Here is a 26895-nt window from a genome sequence, read left to right as displayed (position 1 = left end):
TACGCAGATGCCGGGGTCGCCCCGGTTCGCACCTGCGCCGGGTCTTGCGTCGTACGGCCTCCGGCAAGGCTCCGCGCCTCCTCATCACTCCCACTGGGACCGTTCGCCGTCGCAGCCACTGGTCGCCAGGGACAAGGACGCAGCACATGACCGAATCCGCCGAGAACGGCCGCGACGTCTCCGCGATGCTGATGCCCGAGCTGCGCCGCGTCGCCGGCGCACTGGGGATCAAGAGCGCGGGGATGAAGAAGGCGGACCTCGTCGCCGCTGTCAGGGGTGCCCAGGGAGGTTCCCAGGAGAGCGGGCGTCCGGCGAGGCAGGGTGCCCAGAGCTCCGCGACGCAGCAGGACACGACGCCCGACGCAGCAGCCAACGCCCCGCAGGGTGAGGCTCCGGCGCGCCGCACCCGCAAGCGGGCGGAGCCGGCGCCGGCCGCGACCGACCAGCCCCAGGACCAGCAGCCCGACCGGCCCGACGAGGCGACCCGTACCCAGCGCGAGGGTCACGCTGGCGGCGACCAGCAGCGCGGTCGCGGCGGCCGTCGCAACCAGCAGAACGACAAGCAGCAGAACGACAAGCAGCAGAACGACAAGCAGCAGAACGACAAGCAGCAGAACGACAAGCAGAAGGGCCAGGACAAGGGCCCGAAGCAGCAGGACGCCCGCGGTGGTCAGAGCAACAACCAGGGCGGGCAGGACCAGAACAAGCAGGACCAGGGCGCGACCGCCGGCTCCGACGACGACGACGAGAGCGGTGGTCGCCGCAACCGCCGCCGCCGTGGCCGCGACCGGCAGCAGCAGGGCGGTGGTCGCACCAACCGCAACGAGCCCGACACCAACGTGCTCGAGGACGACGTGCTGCTGCCGTGCGCGGGGATCCTCGACGTCCTCGACAACTACGCGTTCGTCCGCACGACCGGCTACCTCGCCGGTCCCGACGACGTCTACGTCTCGCTGTCGATGGTCCGCAAGCTCGGGCTGCGTCCGGGCGACGCGATCAGCGGTCAGGTACGCCTCCCGCGCGAGGGCGAGCGCAAGGAGAAGTTCAACCCCCTGGTCAAGATCGACTCGGTCAACGGCGCCGAGCCCGAGCTCTCCCGCTCGCGCAAGGAGTTCGGTGCGCTGACGCCGCTCTACCCGACCGAGCGGCTGCGCATGGAGACCCGGGCCGACGAGCTGATCGGCCGGGTCATCGACGTGGCCGCCCCGATCGGCAAGGGCCAGCGTGGGCTGGTCGTCTCGGCGGCGAAGGCGGGCCGGACGACCGTGCTCCGGGCGATCGCGGACGCCGTGAGCGCCAACAACCCCGAGTGCCACCTGATGGTGGTGCTGATCGACGAGCGGCCCGAGGAGGTCACCGACTTCGAGCGGTCCGTGCGTGGAGAGGTGATCTCCTCGACCTTCGACCGGCCGCCGTCGGACCACACCGCGATCGCCGAGCTGGCCATCGAGCGGGCCAAGCGGCTCGTCGAGCTCGGCCACGACGTCGTGGTGCTGCTGGACGGCGTCACGACGCTGGGCCGCGCCTACAACCTCGCCGCGCCCGCCTCCGGCCGCACGCTGGCCGGCGGTGTCGACGCCTCGGCCCTCTACCCACCCAAGCGGTTCTTCGGCGCCGCCCGGAACATCGAGAACGGCGGGTCGCTGACCGTCATCGCCACCGCGACGGTCGAGTCGGGCTCGGCGATGGACGAGGTGATCCTCGAGGAGTTCGAGGGCACCTCGACGATGGAGCTCCGGCTGCGCCGCGACCTGGCCGACCGCTGGCTGTTCCCCGCGGTCGACGTGCTCCGCTCGGGCACCCGTCGTGAGGAGCTGCTCCTCGGTGCGGAGGAGATCGAGATCTCCCGCAAGCTGCGGCGCGCGCTGGCGGAGCTGGAGCCGGCCCGCGGGCTGGAGATGGTGCTCGCACGCCTGGGCCACACCCGCAGCAACTACGAGTTCCTCACCGCGATCCAGCGGGCCGAGGACTCCGAGCTCACCACCACGAGGTGACATCCTCGACCCGGTGAGCGGCCTGCGGATCGACACCGACGTCGAGATGACCACCCGCGACGGCGTCGTGCTCCGTGCCGACGTCTACCGGGTCGACGACGACCGGCCACGGCCCGCCCTGCTGCACCGGACGCCGTACGACAAGACGAGCCCGACGCTGGTCTCGGCCCTGGTCGCCGACCCCGTCGCGCTGGCCCGGGCCGGGTACGCCGTGGTGGTCCAGGACGTGCGCGGGCGCTTCGCCTCCGACGGGGTGCTGGACTTCGGCGAGCAGGAGCACGACGACGGCTACGACGCCGTCGAGTGGGCGGCTGCGCAGCCCTGGTGCGACGGGCAGGTCGGCGTGTACGGGTCGTCGTACCACGCGATCACGGCGTACGCCGCCCTCGCCGCGGCTCCGCCACACCTGAGGGCGGCGCTGGTGATGATCGGCGCTGCCGACCTGTCCACGACCGTCCGCCCCGGCGGGCTGCTCGAGCTGGGGTTCCTGACCGGCTACTCGTTGGGCCAGTGCGTCGGGCAGGTCGTCCGCAGCGACCGTACGGGCGAGGAGAAGGCTTCACTCCTGCAGCGGATCGGAGCGGCGGCGGCCGACCTCCGCGGCACCGTCGCGCACACGCCGGTCGCCGGGATCGACGTGCTCGCCGACCCCGACCTCGCACCGTGGTGGGCCGCCTGGGTGCGCGACGAGTCCGGCGGCTACGTCACCCGGTCAGCGGCTCGTGACGCACCGGTCACCGACGTGCCGGTGCTGAGCGTCGTCGGCACCCGGGACTTCATGCAGCCGAGCATGCTGACCGCGTTCGGGCGTCGGGACGCGGGGGAGCGGCACCGGCTGGTGGTCGGGCCGTGGGCGCACAACGGCACCTACACCGGCAACGTCGGGGCCCGCACCTGGGCCGCCGCACCCGGCGGGGTCGGCGCCTGGCAGTCGGTGGTGCAGGGCTGGTTCGACCGGTGGTTGCGACCCGACGCGGACCCGGTCGCGGCGCCGCTGGCCCGGCGGCTGCTCGACGGGCCACCGGTGGCGTGGTTCGCCACGGGGCCTGGAGCCTCCGGCGCATGGGCCGGCGGGGAGTCGTGGCCGCCGGCGGACGCCCGGCCGGTCGACTGGCACCTGGACGACGGCGGCGCGCTGTCCCGCGACCCCGGCGCGGGGGAGTCGACGTACGTCCACGACGCGGCCACGCCCGTCCCGACCGTCGGCGGGGCGTTCACCTGTGCCCCGCTCGGTCCCGACGGGGTCCAGGACCAGGCCGCGCGGCAGGCACGCGACGACGTCGTGGTGTGGACCTCTCCGCGGCTCGACGACGACCTCGAGGTGGTCGGCGAGCCGGTGCTGACGCTGCGCGTGGCCAGCACCGGCGAGGACACCGACGTGGTCGTCGTGGTCAGCGACGTCGAGCCGGACGGGTACGTCGCCAACGTCAGCGAGGGCGCGCTCCGTCTCCGCACGCGCGAGGGCGGGACCGAGGACTGGCTGGTGCCCGGGAGGACGTACGAGGTGCGGGTGCCGCTGCTGCACACGGCGCACCGGTTCGCTGCCGGGCACCGGCTGCGCGTCGACGTCGCCGGGAGCAGCTTCCCGCGGTTCAGCCGCAACCTCGGCACGCGCGAGGTGCCCGAGCTCGGACGGATCGAGGACGCCGTGGTCACCGTGCAGACGGTGAGCCACACGGGATCGTGGCTGACGCTGCCGGTGCGGGGCTGAGGTTGCTTGTCGGTGTGGTCTCGACGCGCTCCCTCGTTCCTCGGTCGCTGCTCAACCACCTGGAGGACACGCTCCACCACCAAGAGAACGGGCTCCAGCACCTAGGTGGTCCAGCCCGACCGAGCGCCAGCGAGGGAGGCGATGTCCTGAGCAGCGACGAAGGAGCGCGTCGAAGGGACGTCGAGACCCGTCCAGGGCCGACCGGCCGAAGGAACAACGACGCGCCCCAGCCCGTTGGGCCCGGTGTCACCGATTGGCCCGGTCCACCGGGCGGTGGCACAATCACTCGCTGGTTCCGGTTCACGTGCCTCGTCCCCGAGGTCACGACCCGGCGACCGTCACCGAGAGGACACCATGAAGACCGACATCCACCCCGCGTACACCGAGACGACCGTGCGCTGCACCTGCGGCAACACGTTCACCACCCGCAGCACGTCCGAGAGCGACACCATGAGCGCCGACGTCTGCAACAAGTGCCACCCCTTCTACACCGGCAAGCAGAAGATCCTCGACACCGGCGGCCGCGTGGCCCGCTTCGAGGCCCGCTACGCCAAGAAGGCGCAGAGCGACAAGAAGTAGCGCCCCTGCCGACACCGGCCCCGCACCTCGCGTGCGGCGGCCGGTGTCGTGCGTCGTGAGGTCCGGCACGAGACGAAGGAGGCAGCGGTGTTCGAAGCGGTCGACGCACTGCGTGACGAGCACCGCGAGCTGGAGCCGCGTCTGGCCGACCCGGCGGTGCACGCCGACCCGGCCCTGTCCAAGCGCCTGAACCAGCGCTACTCCGAGCTCAGCGCCGTCCTGCGCGCCGACGACGAGTGGCGCCGTCTCGGCGACGACGAGGAGGCCGCACGCGAGCTGGCCTCCGAGGATCCCTCGTTCGCCGAGGAGGCCGACGAGCTCGCCGCGCGTCGCGCGAGCGCGGCCGAGCGGCTGCGTGGTCTGCTCGTGCCGCGCGACCCCTCCGACGGCAAGGACGCGATCGTCGAGGTGAAGTCCGGCGAGGGCGGCGAGGAGTCGGCGCTGTTCGCCGGCGACCTGCTGCGGATGTACACCCGCTACGCCGAGCAGCACGGCTGGCGCACCGAGATCATCGACGCCACCGCGTCCGACCTCGGCGGCTACAAGTCCGTGACCGTGGCGGTGCAGGCCAAGGGCACGCCGGAGCCCGGCCACGCGCCGTACGCCCGGCTGAAGTTCGAGGGCGGCGTCCACCGGGTCCAGCGCGTACCGGTGACCGAGAGCCAGGGCCGGGTGCACACGAGCGCCGCCGGCGTGCTCGTGCTGCCCGAGGCCGAGCAGGTCGACGTGCAGATCGAGGACAAGGACCTGCGCATCGACGTCTACCGCTCCTCGGGCCCGGGCGGGCAGAGCGTCAACACCACCGACTCCGCCGTGCGGATCACCCACCTGCCGACCGGGGTCGTGGCCAGCTGCCAGAACGAGAAGTCGCAGCTGCAGAACAAGGAGCAGGCGATGCGGATCCTGCGCTCCCGGCTGCTGGCCGCGGCGGAGGAGCAGGCAGCGAGCGAGGCCTCCGAGGCGCGGCGCTCGCAGGTACGCACGGTCGACCGCTCCGAGCGGATCCGGACCTACAACTACCCGGAGAACCGGATCTCCGACCACCGCACCGGCTACAAGTCCTACAACCTCGACCAGGTCCTCGACGGTGCGCTGGACCCGGTCGTCGAGTCCAGCGTCAGCGCCGACCTCGAGGCCCGGCTCGAGGCGCTGGGCGAGTGACGCCGAGCTCGGAGCCGACCCGTGGGCTGCTGGGCGACGCGGCCGTGAGGCTCGCCGACGCAGGGGTCGCCAGTCCCGAGCACGACGCCGCCGAGCTCCTCGCCCACGTCGTCGGTCGCACGCGGGCGACGCTGCCGAGCGAGGTCCCCGCCGAGCTCGTCGGTCCGTACGACGCCCTGCTCGCGCGCCGCGCCGCGCGCGAGCCGCTGCAGCACCTGACCGGGTCCGCCGGCTTCCGCTACCTCGACCTGGCCGTCGGGCCGGGCGTCTTCGTCCCGCGACCGGAGACCGAGCTGCTGGCCGGGTGGGCCGTCGAGGCAGCCGCGCCGCTGGAGCGGCCGGTGGTGGTCGACCTGTGCTGCGGGTCGGGCGCGATCGCGCTGAGCGTGGCGACCGAGGTACCGCACGCCGTGGTCCACGGAGTCGAGCTCGACCCCGACGCGCTGGCCTGGGCCGAGCGGAACGCGGCAGCGATCGGCGCCGACGTCTCACTGGGCCTGGGGGACCTCGCCAGCGCGCTGCCGGAGCTGGACGGCCGGGTGGACGTCGTCGTCTGCAACCCGCCGTACATCCCCCTCGAGGCGTGGGAGTCCGTGGCTCCCGAGGCCCGCGACCACGACCCTGCCGCGGCGCTGTGGTCCGGCGAGGACGGCCTGGACGCGATGCGGGTCCTGGAGCGCACGGCGCACCGCCTGCTGCGCCCCGGTGGCGTGGTCGGTGCGGAGCACGCGGACGCCCAGGGCGAGTCGGCGCCGGCCTGCTTCGGCAGCACCGGGAGGTGGGCCGACGTACGCGACCACGCGGACCTGGCCGGCCGGCCCCGCTACCTCACCGCACGTCGGCTCCCTGCCGCGGGCCGGACCCTGGCACCATGAACGGGTGAGCGAGACCGACGCGGAACCACCGCAGCTGCAGCGCTTCGACATGCGCGACGGCGACCTGCGCGAGGAGGGGCTCGCGACCGCGTCGCTGGCGGTGCGGCGAGGCGAGCTCGTCGTCCTCCCGACGGACACCGTCTACGGCATCGGCTGCGACGCCTTCGAGCCGGAGTCGGTGCAGGCCCTGCTCGACGCCAAGGGCCGTGGCCGGGACATGCCGCCGCCGGTGCTGATCTCGGCGGTCACCACGCTGGACGCGCTGGCCTCCTCGGTGCCCGAGTGGGCGCGGGTGCTCGCGGACTCGTACTGGCCCGGGCCGCTGACCCTGGTCTGCCCGCAGCAGGAGTCGCTGCAGTGGGACCTGGGGGAGACCCGGGGCACGGTGGCGGTACGCATGCCCGACCACGACGTGGCGCTCGACCTGATCCAGCGCACCGGGCCGCTGGCGGTCTCGTCGGCCAACAGCACGGGTGAGCCCGCGGCCACCGACGCCGACGCGGCCGAGCGGATGCTCGGCTCCTCGCTGTCGGTGCTGCTCGACGCCGGACCGACCGCCGGTGAGCAGCCCTCCACGATCCTCGACTGCACCGGGGAGCGCCCGCGGGTGCTCCGTGAGGGGGCGCTGTCGCTGGCCGACATCCGGGCGACGCTGACCTCGGCGGGCACCTCGCTCGACGAGGGCCCCGAGGAAGGACAGGAGACCGGCGCCGGTGCGTGAGTACCTGGTCGTCTTCCTCGTCGCGGCCGTCGTCAGCTACCTGCTCTGCGTGGTCGCCCGGGAGCTGGCGATCCACGCCAAGGCGGTCGCGGAGGTGCGCGACCGCGACGTGCACGCCGTCCCCATCCCGTACTTCGGCGGGCTCGCGATGCTCGGCGGCCTGGCTGCCGGCTTCCTCGTCGCGCACCACCTGCCGTTCCTCTCCACGGCGGGGGACGTCACCTTCCACGACGCGGGCGTCGTGCTCATCGGCGGCGCCATCGTGTGCGCCGTCGGGGTTCTCGACGACCTCATCGAGCTGGACGCGCTGACCAAGCTCGGCGGGCAGGTGGTGGCCGCGGCGTTCCTCGTGCTCAACGACGTCCAGCTGATCAGCTTCACCATCCCCGGCACCCAGTTCTCGCTCGACCCGACCCAGGGGATGCTGCTCACCGTCCTGCTGGTGGTGGGCACGGTCAACGCGGTCAACTTCGTCGACGGTCTGGACGGGCTCGCCGGGGGAGTGGTGGGGATCGGTGCGGTCGCCTTCTTCGCGTTCTCCTACAAGCTCGCCGAGTTCAACGGCGAGACCCTGGCCATCACCGCCGCGCTGCTCTGCGCCGCGCTCGGCGGTGCCTGCGTCGGCTTCCTGCCGCACAACTTCTCGCCGGCCCGGATCTTCATGGGGGACTCCGGGTCCATGCTGCTCGGGCTGGTGCTGGCCGGCTCGGCGCTGACGCTGACGGGACAGTTCAGCACCGTCGACCTCGACGTGAACGCCGGTGCGGGGGCGAGCCCGCCACCGCTGGCGATGCTGGTGCCGTTCCTGCTGCCGATCGCGATCCTGCTGGTGCCGTTCACCGACCTGGTGCTGGCGGTCGTACGACGCACCCGCGCGGGCAAGATGTTCTACCAGCCCGACAAGAAGCACCTGCACCACCGGCTGCTCGAGATCGGGCACTCCCAGCGCCGGGCCGTGCTGATCATGTGGCTGTGGGCCGCGCTGCTCGCCTTCGGCAGCGTGCTGATCAGCATCTACTCCCGGCCGCTGGTCTGGGCCCTGATCGCGCTCTGGTTCGTGGGGACGTTGTTCGCGACCTTCCTCGTGCCTCGGTTGCGCCCCCCGCACGAGCTCACCGCCGGTGGCTCGGGTTAGGGTTCTGCGGAGTCGGGAGGGCACGTCGACGAGGTATCGGTTGGAGCCCCCAGCAGACTTTGTGCTAACTTTCACAAGCGCCGGAAACCCCCGGCGTACCACGACGATTGAGGCCGCCGAGCAATGACGACCGAGACGCCAACCACCCACCTGGCGCGCACCACGCCGCGCGGTGCGGAGCTGGTCGGCGCCGGCCTGGTCGCCCTCGGGGTGAGCGTCCTCGTGGCGCTCCTCGCGACCCTCGCGACCGGCCCTGCCGCGGGCGTGGGGGCGATGGCCGGCGGCAGCATCGCGCTGGTGTTCTTCCTCGCCGGCTCGGTGCTCGTCGGGGCGGTCGCCGCCTCGCAGCCGCAGCTGGCGATGCTGGTCGCGCTGCTGACGTACACCCTCGAGGTGCTGCTGCTCCTCGTCGTCTTCGTCGCCCTGGACCGCGCCGAGGTCTTCCCGACCGCCGCCGAGCGCGGCTGGGTCGTGGCCGGGCTGCTGGGGTGCACGCTGGCCTGGACGGCTGGCCACATCCGGGCCACCACGCGCCTGAGGATCCCGGCGTTCGAGGGGTCGCGGAGCCGCACACGCGAGCAGACGGTGAGCGGCTCATGAGCGCGCTCGCTGCGACCCTGCCGCGTTGCTACAGTCCGGAGCGCGATGGCCAGCCAGCAGACCGACGACCGCGACGACCTGACGCGCGGGGACCCTTGGCACGCCTTCAGCTACCTGGTGGCGGGCGTGCTGCTCTACGGCGCGGTCGGCTGGGGGCTGGACCGCTGGCTGGGGACGAGCTTCCTGGTGGTGGTCGGCATCCTGCTCGGCGTGGTGCTGGGTCTCTACGCCACCTGGGCGCGCTTCTACGGCCCACGGCGACCACCGCCCGCGACGAGATCGTCGCCCCACGACTGACCGACCGCACGAGACCTGAGGAGACGGTGTGACCTTCCTGGCCACCCTCGCGCCGATGGTGGGCTCCGTCCGCACCGAGGAGTTCACCCCGCCCGGTCCGGGCGACTTCAACCTGCCGCCGATCGGGCCCGACAAGACCTTCGAGTTCCTCGGCCAGACGATGTACCTCGGCGTCACCAAGCCGATGATCCAGCTGGTCCTGGTCGCCCTCCTCGTCTTCGCCTTCTTCCGGGTCGCCGGCGCCAAGCGGGCGATGGTGCCCGGCAAGCTGCAGTACGTCGGCGAGGCCGGCTACGGGTTCGTCCGCAACTCGATCGGGCGCGACATCATCGGCAGCCAGGACTTCATGCGGTTCGTGCCGTACCTCTTCGCGCTGTTCTTCTTCATCCTGATCAACAACTTCCTCGGGACCATCCCGTTCTTCGAGTTCCCGACGATGGGCCGGGTCGGGATCGTCTACTCGCTCGCGCTGATCAGCTGGCTGATCTACAACTACGTGGGCATCAAGAAGCACGGCTTCTTCGGCTACTTCAAGCACCAGACGATCCCGGGAGGGGTCACCGGCCCGGTCCTGGTGCTGATCGTCCCGCTGGAGTTCTTCTCCAACATCATCGTGCGCCCGGTGACGCTGGCACTGCGACTGTTCGCCAACATGTTCGCCGGCCACCTGCTGCTGATCCTCTTCGCGCTGGGCGGGGAGTACCTCCTCGTCCACGGCGAGGGCCTGGTCAAGGTCGTCGGCCCGGTCGCCTGGATCATGTTCATCGCCGTGGCCTTCCTCGAGGTGCTGATCCAGTTCCTCCAGGCGTACGTCTTCGTGCTGCTCAACGCGACCTACATCCAGGGCGCACTGGCCGAAGAGCACTGACCGGACCCGCCGGAGGCCCGCACGGCTCCGGCAGACAACTGAATAGCAACCCCGTCGACAGCACCAACGCTGCCAACAAGAGAGGAGAGCAAGCCATGGAAGGCTCGCTCAACATGGTCGGCTACGGCCTCGCCGCGATCGGTCCCGGTATCGGTATCGGCCTGATCTTCGCCGCCTACATCAACGGCGTCGCCCGCCAGCCCGAGGCCCAGGGCCGCCTGCAGTCGATCGCGATCCTCGGCTTCGCGCTCGCCGAGGCGCTGGCGATCATCGGTATCGCGCTCGCCTTCGTCATCTAGCACTCCCGGGACGCACACGTTTCCGGACCGATCGAAGGACACCAGATGTTCGTGATTCCCCTTGCGGGTGAGGAGAAGCTCAACCCGCTGATCCCGCACCCGATCGAGATCGTGCTCTCGCTCGTGGTCTTCGGGCTGCTCTTCTTCGCCGTGAAGAAGTTCGTCGTGCCCAACTTCGAGAAGACCTTCGCCGAGCGCACCCAGGCGATCGAGGGTGGTCTCGAGGCGGCCGAGTCCAAGCAGAAGGAGGCCGACGAGAAGCTGGCCGAGCTGGAGAAGCAGCTCGCCGACGCTCGTCACGAGGCCGCCCGGATCCGCGAGGACGCGCGCGAGCAGGGTGCCCAGATCGTCGCCGAGATGCGCGAGCAGGCCCAGACCGAGTCCGCGCGGATCGTCGACCACGGCAAGGCCCAGATCGAGGCCGAGCGCCAGCAGGCGGTCACCTCGCTGCGGGCCGAGGTGGGCACGCTCGCCACCTCGCTGGCCGGCCGGATCGTCGGGGAGAGTCTCGACGACGACGAGCGGTCCACCCGGGTCGTCGACCGCTTCCTCGCCGACCTGGAGACGATCGAGAGCGCGCAGGCCGCGGTCCAGCCGGACGGTCGATGATGGCCATGACGTCCCTGCGGGGCGCCTCGGCCGACGCGATGGCCGCCCTGACCGAAGAGCTGAGCACCGGCAGCCGGACGAACACCGCCCTGGCGCAGCTCGGCCAGGACCTGTTCGCCGTCGCCGGTCTGCTGCGCGCCGAGGGCGGCCTGCGCCGCGCCGTCAGCGACCCGTCCGTGGACGCCTCCGCCAGGTCCGCCCTGGTCACCGGCGTCCTCGGCGGCAAGGTCGGCGACGACGCGGTCGCCCTGGTCGCCACGGCGGCCGCGCAGCGGTGGACCGCGTCCCGTGACCTCGCCGACGCCCTCGAGGAGGTCGGGGTCGTCGCCACGGCGCGCTCTCTGGACGCCCGCAACGCCCGCTCGGAGCGGCTCGCGCGCGAGCTCTTCGAGCTGCACCAGACGGTGCAGCGCAGCCCGGAGCTGCGCGACGCCCTGTCCGACCCGCAGCGCTCGCTCGCCGACCGGCGTGGTCTGGTCCGCGGGCTGCTGGAGGGCAAGGCGCTGGACTCGACGGTCGCCCTGGCCGAGCAGGCGCTCGCCGGCTCGCACCGCACGTTCTCCCTCGCGCTGGAGGCGTACGAGCAGATCGCGGCGGACGTCTACGGCGAGAGCGTCGCCAAGGTGCGCGTCGCCCGTACTCTGGACGACACGGAGACCGAACGGCTGCGCGCCGCGCTGGCCAAGCAGTACGGCCGTGACGTGCACCTCGACGTCGTGGTCGACCCGGGTCTGCTCGGTGGCATCCGGGTGGAGATCGGTGACGACGTCATCGACGGCTCGGTCGCCGGCCGGCTCGACGAGGCCCGGCGCCGGCTCGCCGGCTGACGCACCCCCCACGCATTCACGAACCACACACCAGGTCCAACGGCCCGCAGGGGCCACAGAGAGTAGGGACACCGCACATGACGGAGCTTTCGATCCGCCCGGATGAGATCCGCGACGCGCTGGCCAAGTTCGTCTCCGACTACAAGCCGGAGGCCGCCAGCAAGGAGGAGGTCGGCACCGTCGCCGAGGCCGGCGACGGCATCGCCCAGATCTCCGGCCTGCCCTCCACGATGGCCAACGAGCTGCTCGAGTTCGAGGACGGCACCCGAGGCCTCGCACTGAACCTGGAGACCCGCCAGATCGGCGCCGTCGTCCTCGGCGACTTCGACGGCATCGAGGAGGGGCAGCCGGTCAAGCGCACCGGCGAGGTCCTCTCCGTGCCTGTCGGCGACGGCTTCATGGGCCGCGTGGTCGACCCGCTGGGCAACCCGATCGACGGCATGGGCGACATCGAGAGCACCGAGCGCCGCGCGCTCGAGCTCCAGGCGCCGAGCGTCATGCAGCGCAAGTCGGTCCACGAGCCGCTCGCCACCGGCATCAAGGCGATCGACGCGATGACCCCGGTCGGCCGCGGCCAGCGCCAGCTGATCATCGGCGACCGCGCGACCGGCAAGACGACCATCGCGATCGACACGATCATCAACCAGAAGCAGTACTGGGAGACCGGCGACCCGGACAAGCAGGTCCGCTGCATCTACGTCGCGGTCGGCCAGAAGGGCTCGACGATCGCCTCGGTCCGAGGTGCCCTCGAAGAGGCCGGCGCGCTGGAGTACACCACCATCGTCGCCGCCCCCGCCTCGGACTCCGCCGGCTTCAAGTACCTCGCGCCGTACACCGGCTCGGCCATCGGCCAGCACTGGATGTACGACGGCAAGCACGTGCTGATCGTCTTCGACGACCTGTCCAAGCAGGCCGACGCCTACCGCGCCGTGTCGCTGCTGCTGCGCCGCCCGCCGGGCCGCGAGGCGTTCCCCGGCGACGTGTTCTACCTGCACTCCCGGCTGCTGGAGCGCTGCGCCAAGCTCTCCGACGACATGGGCAAGGGCTCGATGACCGGCCTGCCGATCATCGAGACGAAGGCCAACGACGTCTCGGCGTTCATCCCGACCAACGTCATCTCCATCACCGACGGGCAGATCTTCCTCCAGTCCGACCTCTTCGCGGCCAACCAGCGCCCGGCGATCGACGTGGGCATCTCGGTGTCGCGCGTCGGCGGCTCGGCGATGACCAAGGCGATGAAGGCGGTCACCGGCTCGCTGAAGGTCGACCTCGCGCAGTTCCGCGCGATGGAGGCCTTCGCGATGTTCGCCTCTGACCTCGACGCCGCCTCGCGCCAGCAGCTGGACCGCGGTCAGCGCCTGATGGCGCTGCTCAAGCAGCCCGCGTACTCGCCGTACCCGCTCGACGAGATGACCGTCTCGCTGTGGCTGGGGACGACCGGACGCCTGGACGCGGTGCCGACCGACGACGTGCTGCGCTTCGAGCACGAGTTCATCGACCACCTCAAGCGCACCGAGGCGGACCTGATGACCGGCATCCGGGAGACGCAGAAGTTCGACGACGACACCGACGCGAAGGTCGCCTCGGCGTACGACAGCTTCACCGACCAGTTCGAGACCTCCGACGGCGGGTCGATCAAGGCCTCCGAGCACGAGAACGACAACGTCGAGGCCACCACCGACGACGAGCTCGACCAGGAGCAGATCGTCAAGCAGAAGCGGAGCTGACCCATGGCGGTGTCCCTGCGCGAGTACCGCGCGCGGATCAAGTCCACGGAGTCGATGAAGAAGATCACCCGTGCGATGGAGCTGATCGCGGCCTCGCGGATCATCAAGGCCCAGCAGCGGGCGCGCCAGGCGGCGCCGTACGCCCGTGAGCTGACCCGGTCGGTCTCCGCCGTGGCGACGTACGCATCCGTCGACCACCCGCTGACCACCGAGCCGGAGGACCCGAAGAAGGCCGCGATGCTGGTGATCACCAGCGACCGCGGGCTCGCCGGTGCCTACTCCTCGAGCGTCATCAAGGAGTCCGAGCGGCTCGCCGCGCGGCTGCGCGACGAGGGCAAGGAGATCAGCACCTACATCACCGGGCGCAAGGGGCAGGCGTACTTCACCTTCCGCGACCGCCCCGTGGTCGAGGCGTGGACCGGGTTCTCCGACCAGCCGACGTACGACGACGCCAAGGAGATCGGCGACACCCTCGTCGCGGCCTTCCTCGGCGACCCCGAGGACGACGACGACCACGGCGTCGACGAGGTGCACCTGGTCTACACGCAGTTCAAGTCGATGCTCGTCCAGGAGCCGCACACGGTGCGGCTGCTGCCGCTCGAGGTCGTCGAGGGCGAGGCGAAGCCGGAGTCCGACGAGGTGCTCCCGCTCTACGAGTTCGAGCCCTCGGGCGCCGAGGTGCTCGACGAGCTGCTGCCGCGCTACGTCAACAGCCGGATCTACTTCGCGCTGCTGCAGGCCTCGGCCTCCGAGCTCGCGGCCCGGCAGAAGGCCATGAAGGCCGCGACCGACAACGCCGACGAGCTGATCAAGAAGTTCACCCGGATCGCGAACCAGGCGCGCCAGGCCGGGATCACCCAGGAAATCTCCGAGATCGTCGGTGGCGTGAACGCGCTGGCCGACGCCAACGCGGCCAAGGAATGAGTGAGGCACGATGACTGCAACTGCCGAAGAGACCACCACCACCTCCGGTGGCGCGACCACCGGTCGCATCGCCCGGGTGATCGGCCCGGTCGTCGACGTCGAGTTCCCGACCGACGCGATGCCCGACATCTACAACAAGCTCGAGGTCGAGACGACCCTCGGTGGTGAGACGCGCACGCTCTCGCTCGAGGTCGCCCAGCACATCGGCGACGGCATGGCCCGCGCCATCTCCCTGCAGCCCACCGACGGCCTGGTCCGCGGCGCGCAGGTCACCGACACCGGCGAGCCGATCACCGTCCCGGTCGGCGACGAGACGCTCGGCAAGGTGTTCAACGCGCTCGGCGAGTGCCTCAACCTCGAGGGCGACGAGAAGCTCGAGGTCAAGGAGCGGTGGGGCATCCACCGCAAGGCACCGGCCTTCGACCAGCTGGAGTCGAAGACCACGATGTTCGAGACCGGCATCAAGGTCATCGACCTGCTCACCCCGTACGTCCAGGGCGGCAAGATCGGGCTGTTCGGTGGCGCCGGCGTCGGCAAGACCGTGCTGATCCAGGAGATGATCGCCCGCGTCGCCAAGGACCACGGCGGTGTGTCGGTGTTCGCCGGTGTCGGTGAGCGGACCCGTGAGGGCAACGACCTCATCGTCGAGATGGAGGAGGCCGGCGTCATCGGCCAGACCGCGCTGGTCTTCGGCCAGATGGACGAGCCGCCGGGCACCCGCCTGCGGGTCGCGCTGTCCGCGCTGACGATGGCGGAGTACTTCCGCGACGTGCAGAACCAGGACGTGCTGCTCTTCATCGACAACATCTTCCGGTTCACCCAGGCCGGCTCCGAGGTCTCCACCCTGCTGGGCCGGATGCCCTCCGCGGTGGGATACCAGCCGAACCTCGCCGACGAGATGGGTGTGCTCCAGGAGCGGATCACCTCGACCCGCGGGCACTCGATCACCTCGATGCAGGCGATCTACGTCCCCGCCGACGACTACACCGACCCGGCGCCGGCGACCACGTTCGCGCACCTCGACGCGACCACCGAGCTGTCCCGCGAGATCGCCTCGCAGGGCATCTACCCGGCCGTCGACCCGCTGACCTCGACCTCGCGGATCCTCGACGCGCAGTACATCGGGCAGGAGCACTACGACTGCGCGATCCGGATCAAGCAGATCCTCCAGCGCAACAAGGAGCTCCAGGACATCATCGCGATCCTCGGTGTGGACGAGCTGTCCGAGGAGGACAAGATCATCGTCAGCCGGGCCCGCCGCATCCAGCGGTTCCTCTCGCAGAACACCTACGTGGCCAAGCAGTTCACCGGCATCGAGGGCTCGACCGTGCCGGTCGCCGACACCATCGAGGCGTTCAACAAGATCGCCGACGGCGAGTACGACCACATCGCCGAGCAGGCCTTCTTCATGTGCGGCGGTCTGGACGACGTCGAGCAGAAGTGGGACGAGATCCAGAAGTCCTGACCTCTCCCACTCCTCCCAGCAGAAAGGAACGACGATGGCCGAGCTGCTCCAGGTGGAGCTCGTCGCGGCCGACCGCCTCGTGTGGTCGGGCGAGGCGACGCGGATCATCGCCCGTACGTCCGAGGGCGACGTCGGCATCCTGCGCGGGCACGCCCCGCTGCTCTCGGTGATGATCGAGGGCGTCGTCGAGATCGACACCAACGACGACGGATCGTTCCTGGCGGCCGTCGACGCGGGCTTCATCTCCGTGGCCAACGACCGGGTCTCGCTGCTCGCCGAGCACGTCGACCTCGCCGACCACATCGATGTCGACGAGGCCCGCGAGGCGGTGCGCAAGTACTCCGACGCCGACCCCGACGACACCGCGGCGCAGTCCGCACTCCGTCGGGCGGAGGCCCGGGTGCGCGCGGTCGAGCGCCGCTGAGGTCGCGTAGGCTGACGAGCGCAGTGAGCAGCCTCCTCCCGGAGGCCAGGAGGTCGCGAGGGGGGTTTGGTGGCACCGTGGTTGTGGGTCCTGGACTCGGCCGCGGTCGTCCTGATCGTCGTCCTCCTCTACGGCATCACCCTGGTGCTGCGGCGCCGGCTGCTCTCACGCCACGGCGGGACGTTCGAGCTCTCGGTACGCACCGGTGCCGGTGACGCCGGCCGCGGCTGGGTGCTCGGGCTGGGGCGCTACGACGGAGGCCGGCTGGAGTGGTTCCGGATCTTCTCGCTGCTGCCCGCCGCCAAGCGGACCTGGGACCGCGACGACCTCTCGTACCGGTCCTCGCGACCACCCGAGGGGGACGAGCGCCTGACGCTCTACGACGGTCACCTCGTCGTGATCTGCGACAGCCCCGGCGGCGAGGTCCAGATGGCGATGGCGAGCGAGGCGCTGACCGGTCTCCAGGCGTGGCTCGAGGCCGGCCCGCCGGGTGCCCAGTGGCCCTCGGCCAGATGAGCGGGGAGCGTACGCCGCGCGGACTGGCCGCGGCCCGTACCGCGGTCGTCGTCTCCTTCACGGTCAACGGATTCGTCTTCTCCAACTGGGCGGCGCGCGTCCCCGACACGCGCGCGCGGCTCGGGCTGGACACCAGCGGGCTGGGCCTGCTCCTGCTCTGCATGTCCGTGGGCTCCTTGACCGCTCTGGCCCTCTCGGGGCGCCTGGTGCAGCGGCTCGGCCCCGCCGGCACCGTGGGTGCCGGCACGGTGGTCAACGGCACCGGCCTGCTGCTGGTCGCGGTGGGCGTGGGCGCCTGGGCGTCGGTCCCGGTGGCAGGGGTGGCCCTGTTCCTCGCCGGCGCGGGCATCGGGCTGTGGGACGTCGCCATGAACGTCGAGGCCGCCGAGGTCGAGCGCCGCCTCGGGCGCACGATCATGCCGCGGTTCCACGCGGCGTTCTCGGGTGGGACGGTCCTCGGTGCCGGCGTCGGCGCGCTGCTGGAGGCGGTGGACGTACCCCTGCAGTGGCACCTGGGCGCCGTCGCCGTGCTCGCGGTCGCCGTCTCGCTGGGGACGGTGGGCGGGTTCCTGCCCGACACGGTGCCGGCGGTCGAGGAGTCCGCCCCTCGCGGGAGCAGCGCCTGGACCGAGCCGCGCACGCTGCTGATCGGGCTGATGGTGCTCGCGCTCGCGCTGACCGAGGGCACGGCGAACGACTGGCTCGCGGTCGCCCTCGAGGACGGGTACGACGTGCCGCGCTACGTCGCCGTGCTCGGGTTCGCCCTGTTCGTGGTCGCGATGACGGTCGGCCGGGTCCTCGGCCCGCCGCTGCTGGACCGTCACGGGCGGGTGCCGGTGCTCTGGGCGACGATGGTCTGCGCCGGCGTCGGAGTGCTGCTCCTCGTGCTGGGCGGCACGCCCTGGCTCGTCGTCCCCGGGATCGCCCTGTGGGGCCTGGGCGCCTCGCTCGGGTTCCCGGTCGGGATGAGCGCCGCCGCCGACGACCCGGGGCGGGCCGCGGCCCGGGTCTCGGTCGTCTCCACGATCGGCTACACGGCATTCCTCGCCGGTCCGCCGCTGCTCGGCTTCCTCGGCGACGAGGCCGGCGCGCTGCGAGCGCTGCTGGTGGTCGCGGTGCTGCTGGTCCCGGCGGCGCTGGTGGTGCCGTCGGCGCGAGAGGACCGGGAGGTCCGGGTCTAGCTCCCCGACTCCTCGCGGTCGCCACCGGGTCGCCACAGCACGTCGCCGCCGTGACCCACGTTGGCCTGGCGGGCGAGGATGAACAGCAGGTCCGAGAGCCGGTTGAGATAGGTCAGCGCGAGCGGGTTCATCGAGTCGGCGTGCTCCTCGTGGGCGCGCCAGGCGGCCCGCTCCGCACGTCGTACCACGGTGCGCGCGACGTGCAGCGAGGCGGCCGAGGCGGTGCCGCCGTTGAGGATGAACGAGCGCAGCTTCGGCAGGGACTCGTTGTACTCGTCGCACCACGCCTCGAGCCGGTCGACGTACTCCTGCTCGACCCGCAGCGGCGGGTACTCGGGGTCGGGTACGACGGGTGTGCACAGGTCGGCGCCCACGTCGAACATCTCGTTCTGCAGGTGCAGCAGCACCGCGCCCACGCCCTTGGGCAGCTTGCCGGACGCCAGCGCCATCCCGACGTGCGCGTTCGCCTCGTCGACGCAGGCGTACGCCTCCAGCCGCGAGTCGTTCTTCGAGGTCTCGCTCATGTCCCCGAGCCGGGTGCGCCCGCCGTCGCCGGTCCGGGTGTAGATGCGCGTCAGGTTGACCATGCGGTCCAGCCTAGGGCGCTACGTCAGCAGAGCGGCGCTGATGGGCAACGGCTCGCCGCCTTGCTCGAGCGGCGTCGGGCGGCGAGAACCCACCCGTCCGGACGGGCCCGGTCGGGACGGGCCTGTGACCGATCTGGCAGACAGATCGCTCACGACCCGGTGACCCGCCGGTAACCCGCGCCGTACATTGCCTCCCATGACGCAGAGCCCCGCCCAGCCCGCCGACGCCCCCGCAGCCTCGGTCGAGGAGAGCGTCCCGGCCGGCCAGCACGAGAAGGACCGGCCGTGGGTCATGCGGACGTACGCCGGGCACTCGACCGCCGCAGCGTCCAACGAGCTCTACCGGACGAACCTCGAGCGTGGGCAGACCGGGCTCTCGGTCGCCTTCGACCTCCCGACCCAGACCGGCTACGACCCGGACTCCCCGCTGGCGCGCGGGGAGGTGGGCAAGGTCGGCGTCCCGGTGATGCACCTGGGGGAGATGCGACGGCTCTTCGAGGAGATCCCGCTGACCCAGATGAACACCTCGATGACGATCAACGCCACCGCGATGTGGCTGCTGGCGCTCTACCAGGTGGTCGCCGAGGAGCAGAACCCCGACGTCGCGCCCGAGGAGGTCGCGGCCCAGCTGGCCGGCACCACGCAGAACGACATCATCAAGGAGTACCTCTCGCGCGGGACGTACGTCTTCCCGCCCGAGCACTCGCTGCGGCTGATCTCGGACACCATCGCGTACACCGTCAACCAGATCCCGAAGTGGAACCCGATCAACATCTGCAGCTACCACCTGCAGGAGGCAGGCGCGACGCCGGTGCAGGAGCTGGCGTACGCGATGTGCACCGCCATCGCCGTGCTCGACGCGGTCAAGGACTCGGGGCAGGTCTCCGAGGAGGACTTCGAGAAGACCGTCGGCCGGATCTCGTTCTTCGTCAACGCGGGCGTCCGGTTCGTCGAGGAGATGTGCAAGATGCGGGGGTTCGTACGCCTGTGGGACGAGATCACCCGTGAGCGCTACGGCGTCCAGGACCCCAAGATGCGCCGGTTCCGCTACGGCGTCCAGGTCAACTCACTCGGGCTGACCGAGGCGCAGCCCGAGAACAACGTCCAGCGGATCGTGCTGGAGATGCTCGGCGTGACCATGTCCAAGGACGCGCGGGCGCGTGCCGTCCAGCTCCCGGCGTGGAACGAGGCGCTCGGCCTGCCACGGCCCTGGGACCAGCAGTGGTCGCTGCGGCTGCAGCAGGTGCTCGCCTTCGAGTCCGACCTGCTCGAGTACGACGACATCTTCGAGGGGTCGACGGTGATCGCCGCCAAGGTCGACCAGCTCTGCGCCGACGCGACCGCCGAGATCGACCGTGTCCAGGCGATGGGCGGGGCTGTCGCGGCCGTCGAGTCCGGCTACATGAAGCAGGCCCTCGTCTCCAGCCACGCCGCCCGCCGCGCCCGCATCGAGTCCGGTGAGGAGAAGATCATCGGGGTCAACAGCTTCGAGTCGACCGCCGAGTCGCCGTTGACCGCGGACCTCGACGGTGCGATCCAGACCGCCGACCCCGCCGCCGAGCGGGCGGCGCTGGACAGCCTCGAGGCCTGGAAGGGGCAGCGCGACGCGACCGAGGTCGACGACGCGCTGCGACGTCTCACCGAGGACGCCAAGTCCGGGAGCAACCTGATGCCGGCCACCCTGGCCGCCGCCCGCGCGGGCGCTACGACGGGGGAGTGGGCCGGGACGCTGCGCGAGGTGTTCGGCGAGTTCCGCGCCCCCACCGGGGTCGCGGGCGCCGTCGTCGCCGACCAGGTCGGCGAGGCCGGCAACGCGCTGGCGCGGGTGCGTGAGCGGGTCAAGCAGACCGCGGCCGAGCTCAGTGGCTCCGAGAGCGCCGAGGGGGGCGTCCGGCTGCGGCTGCTCGTCGGCAAGCCCGGGCTCGACGGCCACTCCAACGGGGCCGAGCAGGTCGCCGTACGCGCCAGGGACGCCGGCTTCGAGGTGATCTACCAGGGCATCCGCCTGACCCCGGACCAGATCGTGTCCGCCGCCGTCGCCGAGGACGTGCACGCGATCGGTCTGTCGATCCTGTCCGGCTCGCACATGGAGCTGGTGCCCGACGTGCTGGACCGGCTCAAGGAGGCCGGCGTCGACGACATCCCCGTCATCGTCGGCGGCATCATCCCCGGCTCGGACGCCCGCAAGCTCGAGGAGATGGGGGTCGCGGCGGTCTACACGCCCAAGGACTTCAGCCTCACCGAGTCCACCGACGGCATCGTCACCCAGATCCGCAAGGCCAACGGCCTGTCCTGAGCCTGTCGAAGGGGGGGCTGGACCGACCGCGCGGGGTCCCCGGTCGACCTTCGGTCGCGGGGTCTCGACGCGCTCGCTGGCGCTCGCTGCTCGACCACCTGTCATCGAGCTCGTCGAGACCGGCACGGCGACCGCCTGGTCGAGTTTGTCAAGATCCCCGCACCCGGCCCGGACGCGCCACCACAGCCGACGCCCACGAGCGCCGGGTCGGCGGTGCGGTCACCAGCCCCAGGTGCCGGGCTCGCCCTTGAACGGGCCGACCACGCGCGAGGTGATCCACCCGCCGTAGAAGCCGCCGGCCTGGGGCACGACCTCCTCGCCGTCGACCAGGCAGCGGTCCACGGTCGACGGCATCACCGCGACGTGCTCGCGCAGCGCCTCGAAGCCCGACGTCGGATCGGGATAGGTCCACGCCGCACGCTCGGCGCGTACCCCACCGCCGACGAGGTCGAAGTACGCCGCGGCGCCCTTCCACTCGCAGTACGACGAGCCCGCCACCGGCACGAGGGCGCCGGCGACGAAGTCGTGCACGGGCACGTAGTACGTCGGCGGGTGGCTGGTCTCCAGCACCCGCACCGAGGCCGTCGTACGAGCCACCGTCTCGCCGCCCAGCACGACCTCGACGGTCTCGTCGGAGAGATCCACGGCAGGCGGACGCGGGTAGTCCCACACCGACTCCTGGCCGGGACCGGGCCGTACGACCTCTCGTCTGCTCACGACACCATCAGACATCGTCGGCACAAACGACGAGGACCTCGTGACGCCGAGCGGCGTCACGAGGTCCTCGTGGCGCAGGCCCTCAGATCAGGCCGAGGCCGGAGACGGTGTCGCGCTCGTCGGCGAGCTCCTTGACCGAGGCGTCGATCTTGCCGCGGGAGAAGTCGTCGATCTCGAGGCCCTGGACGATCTCCCAGCTGCCGTCCTTCGTGGTGACCGGGAAGGACGAGATCAGGCCCTCGGGGACGTCGTACGACCCGTCGGACTTGACGGCCATCGAGACCCAGTCGCCCTCGGGGGAGCCGGTCAGCCAGTCGCGGGCGGCGTCGACGGTCGCCGAGGCGGCCGACGCGGCGGAGGAGGAGCCGCGGGCGTCGATGATCGCGGCACCGCGCTTGGCGACGGTCGGGATGAAGTCGTCCTCGATCCAGGCCTGGTCCCCGACGACCTCGGCGGCGTTGCGTCCGCCGACCTCGGCGTGGAAGACGTCGGGGTACTGCGTGGCGGAGTGGTTGCCCCAGATCGTCATCTTCGTGATGTCGGTGACCGGCGAGCCGGTCTTGGCCGAGAGCTGCGAGAGGGCGCGGTTGTGGTCCAGCCGGGTCAGGGCGGAGAACCGCTCGTCCGGGATGTCCGGGGCGTTGGTCATCGCGATCAGCGCGTTGGTGTTGGCGGGGTTGCCGGTGACGCCGATGCGTACGTCGTCCGCGGCGACCTCGTTGAGCGCCTTGCCCTGGGCGGTGAAGATCGCGCCGTTGGCCTCCAGCAGGTCACCGCGCTCCATGCCCGGGCCCCGCGGGCGCGCGCCGACCAGCAGCGCGAGGTTGACGCCGTCGAAGACCTTGGTCGCGTCCGCGCCGGTCACGATGCCCGACAGCAGCGGGAACGCGCAGTCGTCGAGCTCCATGACGACGCCCTCGAGGGTCTTCAGCGCCGGCTCGATCTCGAGCAGGTGCAGCTGGACCGGGGTGTCCTTGCCGAGCAGGTCGCCGGCGGCGATGCGGAAGAGCAGGCTGTAGCCGATCTGGCCGGCGGCGCCGGTGACGGCGACCTTGACGGGAGTAGCGCTCACGGATGGTCTCCTCGAAACGGTGGGTGCCGCGTACGGGATCCGCGGCGGATCGCCGTCGACGCTAGCAGCGGGGTCCGGCCGACTCCGGGCGCCCCTAGACTGCGGTGATGGCCGAGCCCGTCGACCCCGTGGATCCCGGGAGCCTGCGCGTCTCCGACGCCGACCGCCACCGCGTCGCCGAGGCGCTGCGGGAGGCCGCCGGCGAGGGGCGGCTGGACATCGACGAGCTCGAGGAGCGGCTGGAGCTGGCGTACGCCGCCAAGACGTACGCCGACCTGGTCCCGATCACGCTCGACCTGCCGGGCGTACGACCCACGGAGCAGCTCCCGGAGCACCTCACGGCGCCCCGGCCGGACCGCGCGCCGAGCCGTCGTACGCCCGCCGGCGCGCGTTCGTCGTACGACACCTCCGTGGGGATCATGGGCGAGTGCAAGCGCGTCGGCGAGTGGGACATCGGCGAGCACCACCACGCCTTCTCGATGATGGGCTCGGTCGTGCTCGACCTGCGCGAGGCGCGGTTCCCGGCCGGCGAGGTGCAGATCGACGCCAGCGCGATCATGGGCAGCGTCGAGGTGATCGTGGACGAGACCACCGACGTGCGGCTCGACGGCGTCGGGATCATGGGCTCCTACCAGGAGGGACGGGCGCGGGTCGCCCCGGAGATCGACTCCGCCTCACCGCGGATCCGGCTGCGCGGGATCGCGCTGATGGGCTCGGTGGAGGTCAAGCGACGGGGCCCGCGCAAGCGGCTGCTGGGTCGGTGAGCGCCCCGACCAGCCTGTCGGCACCGCGTCGCTGCGCGATAGATTCGCGGTCGTGAACTCCGCCAAGTCGAACGCCATCATCTACACCCACACCGACGAGGCGCCGCTGCTGGCGACGTACTCCCTGCTGCCGATCATCGAGGCGTACGCCTCGACCGCCGGCGTCGCCGTCGAGACCCGGGACATCTCGCTGGCCGGGCGCATCCTCGCGCAGTTCCCCGACCGTCTCACCGACGAGCAGCGGGTCGACGACGCGCTGGCCGAGCTGGGTGCGCTGGCCGAGCAGCCCGAGGCCAACATCATCAAGCTGCCCAACATCTCCGCCTCGATCCCGCAGCTGAAGGCGGCGGTCAAGGAGCTGCAGGCCCAGGGCTACGACATCCCCGACTACCCCGAGTCCCCCTCCACCGAGGACGAGAAGGCGGCGCGGGCGGCGTACGACAAGGTCAAGGGCTCCGCGGTCAACCCGGTCCTGCGCCAGGGCAACTCCGACCGGCGCGCGCCGGCGGCAGTGAAGAACTACGCGAAGAAGTACCCCCACCGGATGGGTGCGTGGAGCTCGGAGTCCAAGACGAACGTCGCGACCATGGGCCACGACGACTTCCGGAGCAACGAGAAGTCGGTCGTCGTCGACGAGCCCGACACCCTCTCGATCGTGCACGTCGCCGGAGACGGCACCGAGACGGTGCTGAAGGACGACGTGAAGGTCCTCAAGGGCGAGGTCGTCGACGCGACGTTCATGGACGTCGCCGCGCTGCGCCGCTTCCTCACCGAGCAGATCGCTCGCGCGAAGGACGAGGACGTGCTGTTCTCGGTGCACCTGAAGGCCACCATGATGAAGGTCTCCGACCCGATCATCTTCGGCCACGCGGTGAAGGCGTTCTTCCCCTCGCTGTTCGAGGAGTACGCCGACCAGCTCGCCGAGGCCGGTGTCTCGGCCAACGACGGTCTCGCGGCGCTGCTCACCGCGGCCGAGACCATGCCCGACGGCGAGGCGGTCAAGGCGGCGGTGACGAAGGCGCTCGACGAGGGCCCGCGGATGGCGATGGTCGACGACCGCAAGGGCATCACCAACCTGCACGTCCCGTCCGACGTGATCATCGACGCCTCGATGCCGGCGATGATCCGTACCTCCGGCCACATGTGGGGCCCCGACGGCAACGAGGCCGACGCGCTCGCGGTGATCCCGGACTCGTCGTACGCCGGCGTCTACCAGACCGTCATCGACGACTGCCGCGCGAACGGCGCCTTCGACCCCTCGACCATGGGGTCGGTGCCCAACGTCGGGCTGATGGCCAAGGCGGCCGAGGAGTACGGCTCCCACGACAAGACCTTCGAGGCCCCGGCCGACGGCGCGATGCAGGTGCGGGCCTCCGACGGCACCGTGCTGATCGAGCACACCGTCTCGGAGGGCGACGTCTGGCGCGCCTGCCAGACCAAGGACGAGCCGATCCGCGACTGGGTGAAGCTCGCCGTGGACCGCGCTCGCGCCTCCGACACCCCCGCCGTGTTCTGGCTCGACGAGGACCGCGCCCACGACGGCAACCTCATCAACAAGGTCGAGGAGTACCTCCCCGAGCACGACCTCGACGGCCTGACCATCGCGATCATGGCGCCGGCGGAGGCCACGGCGTACTCCCTCGAGCGGATCCGCAAGGGCGAGGACACCATCTCGGTGACCGGCAACGTGCTGCGCGACTACAACACCGACCTGTTCCCGATCCTCGAGGTCGGCACCTCGGCGAAGATGCTCTCGATCGTGCCGCTGATGAACGGCGGCGGCCTGTTCGAGACCGGTGCCGGCGGGTCGGCGCCGAAGCACGTGCAGCAGCTGATCGAGGAGGACTACCTGCGCTGGGACAGCCTCGGCGAGTTCTTCGCACTGGCCGCCAGCTTCGAGCACCTCGCGCAGTCGACCGACAACGCACGGGCCCAGATCCTCGCCGACACCCTCGACCGGGCGACCGGGACGTTCCTGGAGAACGACAAGTCCCCGACCCGCAAGCTCGGCGGCATCGACAACCGGGGCTCGCACTTCTACCTCGCGATGTACTGGGCCCAGGAGCTCGCGAAGCAGACCGAGGACGCCGAGCTCGCCCAGGCGTTCTCCCAGCTGGCCGAGACGCTGACCTCGAACGAGGAGACGATCGTCGAGGAGCTCAACGCGGTCCAGGGCGAGTCCGTCGACATCGGCGGCTACTACTACCCCTCGGGCGAGAAGGCCGACAAGGTCATGCGCCCGTCGACGACGCTCAACCAGGCGCTGGCCGACATCCACGCGTGACCGGGTCCCGCGAGGCGTCGCGTGTTCGCGCCGTCTCGCGGGGTCAGTGGGGCGAGGCGTCGCGTGTTCGCGCCGTCTCGCGGGGTCAGACGGTGAGCTCGTAGAGCGCTGCGTCGGCCAGTCCGTCGCGCGTGCGGGTGGCACGGGACTCGACGCAGAGCTCCCGCATGCCGGCCTTCTCCAGCACGCGTCGCGAGGCCGTGTTGGCGACCGCCGCGTGGGCAGTCACCCGCTCCAGGCCGAGGCCACCGTCCTCCTCGGGGACGAGAGCGTGCCGCAGGAGAAGGCGCACGGCCTCGGTCGCGACACCAGTGCCCCGCTCGGCGGGGTGCACCCAGTATCCGAGCTCGCCACAGCGGCGGACGGTGCTCAGGTCGAAGATGCTCACCCGTGCCAGCAGCCGGTCGTCGTCGGTCGCGGCCACCGCCATCGGCAGGCTGGTCCCCGCGGCGGCGCCCTCGCGTGCGCGCAGGATGTCGTCGTACGCCGCCGCCTCGTCGTAGTCGGCGACGACACCGCTGAGCCAGCCACTGGTGTCGAGGTCCGTGCAGGCCTCGACGATCCGCGGCACGTCGGACTCGCGGAACGCGCGCAGGCGGATCGGCAGCCGCGGCGACTCGACACGAGGCACCTCGAGCCACGGCGTCGCCGGCTCGCGCGGATCGCCTGCGAGCAGCGTGCCGACCCAGGCGTCGTACGTCTCCTCGCGCTGGCGCAGGTACCGCCGCAGCGTGCCCTCGACCCGGACGCCGACCTTCCAGGCGAGGCGGCGAGACGGGAAGTTCCCGCGGTTGGCGTACCAGACCACCGTCTCGAGGCCCTGCTCGTCGAACCCCCACTCCAGGAGCAGCCGCAGCGCGCGCTCCATGACGCCGGTGCCGCGGACGTCGGGGTGTGCGCCGTACGCGACCTCGGCGCGGCCGGATCGCTCGGGTCGCAGCGTGACCGTCCCGCCGAAGCGACCGTCCACGTCGACCGCGAAGCCCCACTCCGTGCCGTCCTCCCAGCCGCCGGGGATCACCTGGGTGCAGAAGGTGATCGCGTCCTCCCGCGAGTAGGGCGCCGGCACCGCGGTCTGCGCGACGGACTGCGGGTCCCGGCACTGCTCGACCACGCGGTCGGCGTCGTCGACGGTGTGCAGCCGCAGCGCGACCACCGGGCCGTCGGGGGAGTCGTCGAGGAGGTACGGCGGCCGGGGCCGGGTGGACGTCATGGGACGAGCCAACATCGCCGGTGACGCGCGTCGCAAACGCATTGGTGCG

At 71.3% G+C, this 26895-nt stretch carries 26 protein-coding genes; 22 read left to right on the top strand and 4 right to left on the bottom strand.

Annotated elements, in window-relative coordinates:
* Window positions 1–146 precede the first annotated feature (146 nt).
* The 19 genes from rho (at window position 147) to IEX42_RS06610 (ending at window position 17913) form a co-directional block, all read left to right on the top strand.
* Window positions 147–1994 (top strand): transcription termination factor Rho, encoded by a 1848-nt coding sequence (rho, locus tag IEX42_RS06700; protein WP_188779085.1) that lies wholly within the window; start codon window positions 147–149, stop codon window positions 1992–1994.
* Between the two features lie 13 nt (window positions 1995–2007).
* Window positions 2008–3705, top strand: coding sequence for a CocE/NonD family hydrolase (locus IEX42_RS06695; protein ID WP_188779084.1), 1698 nt, complete (start codon window positions 2008–2010; stop codon window positions 3703–3705).
* 354 nt (window positions 3706–4059) lie between these two features.
* Window positions 4060–4284, top strand: a complete 225-nt coding sequence (gene rpmE / locus IEX42_RS06690; protein WP_188779083.1) for a 50S ribosomal protein L31 — start codon at window positions 4060–4062, stop codon at window positions 4282–4284.
* A gap of 87 nt (window positions 4285–4371) precedes the next feature.
* Window positions 4372–5445, top strand: coding sequence for a peptide chain release factor 1 (gene prfA / locus IEX42_RS06685; RefSeq protein WP_188779082.1), 1074 nt, complete (start codon window positions 4372–4374; stop codon window positions 5443–5445).
* Window positions 5442–6320 carry a peptide chain release factor N(5)-glutamine methyltransferase gene (gene prmC, locus IEX42_RS06680; RefSeq protein WP_188779081.1) on the top strand — a complete coding sequence of 293 codons (879 nt, stop codon included), beginning with the start codon at window positions 5442–5444 and terminating at the stop codon, window positions 6318–6320. The genes prfA and prmC overlap by 4 nt, the downstream gene beginning before the upstream one ends.
* Window positions 6321–6324: 4 nt before the next feature.
* Window positions 6325–7041: an L-threonylcarbamoyladenylate synthase gene (locus IEX42_RS06675; RefSeq protein ID WP_229660667.1), complete on the top strand. Its 717-nt coding sequence runs from the start codon at window positions 6325–6327 to the stop codon at window positions 7039–7041.
* Complete coding sequence (locus IEX42_RS06670) at window positions 7034–8176, top strand: MraY family glycosyltransferase (RefSeq protein ID WP_188779080.1); 1143 nt, start codon at window positions 7034–7036, stop codon at window positions 8174–8176. The genes IEX42_RS06675 and IEX42_RS06670 overlap by 8 nt, the downstream gene beginning before the upstream one ends.
* A 123-nt stretch (window positions 8177–8299) precedes the next feature.
* Window positions 8300–8776, top strand: coding sequence for a hypothetical protein (locus IEX42_RS06665; RefSeq protein ID WP_188779079.1), 477 nt, complete (start codon window positions 8300–8302; stop codon window positions 8774–8776).
* Between the two features lie 45 nt (window positions 8777–8821).
* The gene (locus tag IEX42_RS06660; RefSeq protein ID WP_188779078.1) at window positions 8822–9073 is read left to right on the top strand and encodes an AtpZ/AtpI family protein; all 252 of its coding nucleotides are present in this window, start codon (window positions 8822–8824) and stop codon (window positions 9071–9073) included.
* A gap of 28 nt (window positions 9074–9101) precedes the next feature.
* Window positions 9102–9941, top strand: coding sequence for a F0F1 ATP synthase subunit A (gene atpB, locus IEX42_RS06655; RefSeq protein ID WP_229660666.1), 840 nt, complete (start codon window positions 9102–9104; stop codon window positions 9939–9941).
* Window positions 9942–10036: 95 nt separating this feature from the next.
* Window positions 10037–10240 carry an ATP synthase F0 subunit C gene (atpE, locus tag IEX42_RS06650; RefSeq protein WP_188779077.1) on the top strand — a complete coding sequence of 68 codons (204 nt, stop codon included), beginning with the start codon at window positions 10037–10039 and terminating at the stop codon, window positions 10238–10240.
* Between the two features lie 45 nt (window positions 10241–10285).
* Window positions 10286–10849 carry a F0F1 ATP synthase subunit B gene (locus tag IEX42_RS06645; protein WP_188779076.1) on the top strand — a complete coding sequence of 188 codons (564 nt, stop codon included), beginning with the start codon at window positions 10286–10288 and terminating at the stop codon, window positions 10847–10849.
* 5 nt (window positions 10850–10854) lie between these two features.
* Complete coding sequence (locus IEX42_RS06640) at window positions 10855–11676, top strand: F0F1 ATP synthase subunit delta (RefSeq protein ID WP_229660665.1); 822 nt, start codon at window positions 10855–10857, stop codon at window positions 11674–11676.
* Between the two features lie 77 nt (window positions 11677–11753).
* On the top strand, window positions 11754–13403 hold the full coding sequence (atpA, locus tag IEX42_RS06635) for a F0F1 ATP synthase subunit alpha (RefSeq protein ID WP_188779074.1): 1650 nt from the start codon (window positions 11754–11756) through the stop codon (window positions 13401–13403).
* Between the two features lie 3 nt (window positions 13404–13406).
* A complete protein-coding gene (locus IEX42_RS06630) occupies window positions 13407–14327 on the top strand; it encodes a F0F1 ATP synthase subunit gamma (RefSeq protein ID WP_188779073.1) in 921 nt (306 codons plus the stop codon).
* Between the two features lie 10 nt (window positions 14328–14337).
* Window positions 14338–15792, top strand: a complete 1455-nt coding sequence (gene atpD / locus IEX42_RS06625; protein WP_188779072.1) for a F0F1 ATP synthase subunit beta — start codon at window positions 14338–14340, stop codon at window positions 15790–15792.
* 34 nt (window positions 15793–15826) lie between these two features.
* Window positions 15827–16216, top strand: a complete 390-nt coding sequence (locus tag IEX42_RS06620) for a F0F1 ATP synthase subunit epsilon (protein WP_188779071.1) — start codon at window positions 15827–15829, stop codon at window positions 16214–16216.
* 69 nt (window positions 16217–16285) lie between these two features.
* Entirely contained in the window at window positions 16286–16732 is a 447-nt protein-coding gene (locus IEX42_RS06615) for a DUF2550 domain-containing protein (RefSeq protein WP_188779070.1), read from the top strand.
* The gene (locus IEX42_RS06610) at window positions 16729–17913 is read left to right on the top strand and encodes an MFS transporter (RefSeq protein WP_188779069.1); all 1185 of its coding nucleotides are present in this window, start codon (window positions 16729–16731) and stop codon (window positions 17911–17913) included. Before IEX42_RS06615 ends, IEX42_RS06610 begins: the two co-directional genes overlap by 4 nt.
* On the opposite strand, the gene IEX42_RS06605 is transcribed toward IEX42_RS06610, so the two are convergent.
* Entirely contained in the window at window positions 17910–18500 is a 591-nt protein-coding gene (locus IEX42_RS06605; protein WP_188779068.1) for a cob(I)yrinic acid a,c-diamide adenosyltransferase, read from the bottom strand. The genes IEX42_RS06610 and IEX42_RS06605 overlap by 4 nt on opposite strands.
* A gap of 196 nt (window positions 18501–18696) precedes the next feature.
* On the opposite strand from IEX42_RS06605, the gene IEX42_RS06600 reads away from it, so the two are divergent.
* The gene (locus IEX42_RS06600; protein WP_188779067.1) at window positions 18697–20796 is read left to right on the top strand and encodes an ethylmalonyl-CoA mutase; all 2100 of its coding nucleotides are present in this window, start codon (window positions 18697–18699) and stop codon (window positions 20794–20796) included.
* A 219-nt stretch (window positions 20797–21015) separates the two neighbouring features.
* Here IEX42_RS06600 and IEX42_RS06595 read toward each other — a convergent pair whose 3' ends face one another.
* Window positions 21016–21513 (bottom strand): DUF427 domain-containing protein, encoded by a 498-nt coding sequence (locus IEX42_RS06595; protein ID WP_229660664.1) that lies wholly within the window; start codon window positions 21511–21513, stop codon window positions 21016–21018.
* Between the two features lie 82 nt (window positions 21514–21595).
* Entirely contained in the window at window positions 21596–22585 is a 990-nt protein-coding gene (locus IEX42_RS06590) for a malate dehydrogenase (protein WP_188779065.1), read from the bottom strand.
* A 107-nt stretch (window positions 22586–22692) separates the two neighbouring features.
* Here IEX42_RS06590 and IEX42_RS06585 point away from each other — a divergent pair, with 107 nt between their 5' ends.
* Window positions 22693–23349, top strand: a complete 657-nt coding sequence (locus IEX42_RS06585) for a DUF1707 SHOCT-like domain-containing protein (RefSeq protein ID WP_188779064.1) — start codon at window positions 22693–22695, stop codon at window positions 23347–23349.
* Between the two features lie 52 nt (window positions 23350–23401).
* Entirely contained in the window at window positions 23402–25633 is a 2232-nt protein-coding gene (locus IEX42_RS06580; RefSeq protein WP_188779063.1) for an NADP-dependent isocitrate dehydrogenase, read from the top strand.
* 85 nt (window positions 25634–25718) lie between these two features.
* Here IEX42_RS06580 and IEX42_RS06575 read toward each other — a convergent pair whose 3' ends face one another.
* Window positions 25719–26846: a GNAT family N-acetyltransferase gene (locus IEX42_RS06575; protein ID WP_188779062.1), complete on the bottom strand. Its 1128-nt coding sequence runs from the start codon at window positions 26844–26846 to the stop codon at window positions 25719–25721.
* Between the last annotated feature and the right edge of the window lie 49 nt (window positions 26847–26895).

The organism is Marmoricola endophyticus, from assembly GCF_014644415.1.
Classification (GTDB): domain Bacteria; phylum Actinomycetota; class Actinomycetes; order Propionibacteriales; family Nocardioidaceae; genus Marmoricola; species Marmoricola endophyticus.
Note: the sequence above shows the minus strand (reverse complement) of the source record. Positions and strands in the feature narration are given on the sequence as shown.